We start from the raw sequence: 1,677 nt of genomic DNA, 5'->3' as shown, positions 1-1,677 counted from the left end.
AGTGGTCTGCGTCGTAAGTCCTTCGGGGGTTGATCATGCGGCTGGGGCGGCGGAGGATTCTTCTGGGTGATCGGCGGTGTGCCGGTCGAGTCTGGCCAGCAGATCGTCCAGGTCGGAGGTGGTGAACCTCCACTGGAACGGCTGTGCCGTGGCGTTGTAGCGGTCTTCGAAGGATCGGAGCCGGTCCGTGACCTCGTTGAGGTCGGTGAAGTCATTGGGTGTCACGACCTTGCGCTGTACGACGGAGAAGTAGATCTCCACCTGGTTTAACCAGGAGGCGTGGATGGGGGTGTGGACGAGGACCGCGTTCGGGTAGGCGGCTCTCAGCCGGTCGGCGGCCTTCTTGCCGCGGTGGGAGGAGCCGTTGTCCACGACCCAGAACACGCGTTTCGCGCTGGCGTAGGGCTCTTGGGCCATGACCTGGTCGACCAGGTTCATGAACGGGGCGATGCCGGTTCTCGGCTCGCAGCGGCCGAAGATCTTCGCGCGGTGGACGTCGTAGGCGGCCAGGTAGGCCAGCGCGCCGCCGCGGCCGTAGGTGTGGTTCACCCGCATCGCCCTTGCCTGCCCGGGGGCCAGGGTGGGATGGCAGCGGCAGCGGGACTGGATGGAGGTCTTCTCGTCCGCGCTGATCACGTACTCGTCCGCGCCGAGCCGCTCGCCGTCCCAGGTGCGGGCGTACAGATCGAGGACGCGCTCGGCCCTGGGGCGGAAGGCGGGGTCGGTGGTGAAGATCCAGGACTGGTACTGCCAGGGCTTGAGCGCGTCCTGCCTGAGCCAGCGCCGCACGGTGGAGGCGGAGATCGCGCCCGCGATGGCGCGGGCGACGGCCTCGCGGGCCAACTCCGGGGCCGACCAGCGCGAGAGCGGTGTGCCGCTCTCGGCGGGCAGTTGGCAGGCCAGGGCCTTGACCTGGGCGGTCTGTAACGGTGTGAAGGCGGCCGGGCGCCCGGAACGCTTGCGATCACCCAGGGCCGGCAGCCGGTGAGCGGCGAAACGGCCGCGCCAGGTGCGGACGGTGTCCAGGTGCAGCCCGGTCTCCCGGGCGATGCGGGCGTTGGAGCGGTCTCGGGCCGCGTGCAGGACAACCCGCGCGCGCATCCGCAGCCGGTACTCGGTCTTGTGGCCGTAGGCCATCTTCTTGAGCCGCTCGCGTTCTGAAGCGGTCAGTACTATCGGGCAGGCGAAGGCAACGGGCAAGGCAGGCATGCCGATCACGAGAAGTGGATCACGACAGCCGACATCCTGCCGCGCGCCGGCCCCTGGTCCTGCGGCAGGATGTCGGCTGTGCCCACGCCCTCGGAACACACCCGGCTCCAGCTTGAGTTGTACCTGCAGATACGCGCCGAAGCGGCTTGGCCGCAGCTGGCCGGCCTGCATGTCCGCCACCGGGGCCAGTACGCCTACGTGGAAGGCGAACTGGCCGATGGCGAGCGCCTCAAGCTGATGCGGCTGCGCTACACCGGCACCGCGAGCCGGTGGGGCTTCGCCCTCCATGACCCCGCCGGCGACCGCTACCAGGACGCCCTCCTGCCCACCGGCAGCCACAGCGGCACCCCCGAGGACGCCCTCGACACCGCCTGCCACCTCCACCTCACCACCCTCAACAGCTGAGTGCGAGCACGCCTACAAGCAACACCGAAGTCAACCCCCGAAGGACTTACGACGCAGACCACT

General features: G+C 69.0%; 2 protein-coding genes. One reads left to right on the top strand and one right to left on the bottom strand.

The window, feature by feature from the left end:
• Positions 1 to 33: 33 nt before the first annotated feature.
• Entirely contained in the window at positions 34 to 1,209 is a 1,176-nt protein-coding gene (locus AB0J04_RS46065; RefSeq protein ID WP_363174720.1) for an IS630 family transposase, read from the bottom strand.
• A gap of 78 nt (positions 1,210 to 1,287) precedes the next feature.
• Between AB0J04_RS46065 and AB0J04_RS46060 the strand changes: the two genes are divergently transcribed.
• Positions 1,288 to 1,614, top strand: coding sequence for a hypothetical protein (locus AB0J04_RS46060; protein WP_363174719.1), 327 nt, complete (start codon positions 1,288 to 1,290; stop codon positions 1,612 to 1,614).
• The last annotated feature ends 63 nt before the right edge of the window (positions 1,615 to 1,677 follow it).

Origin of the sequence: Streptomyces sp. NPDC050263 (assembly GCF_040655955.1) — a bacterium.
Taxonomy (GTDB): domain Bacteria; phylum Actinomycetota; class Actinomycetes; order Streptomycetales; family Streptomycetaceae; genus Streptomyces.
This window is presented reverse-complemented; position numbering and strand designations above follow the sequence as displayed.

Excerpts from the sequence above, each read along its gene's own strand:
- AB0J04_RS46065 (WP_363174720.1), bottom strand. The coding sequence starts at position 1,209 with ATGCCTGCCTTGCCCGTTGCCTTCGCCTGCCCGATAGTACTGACCGCT.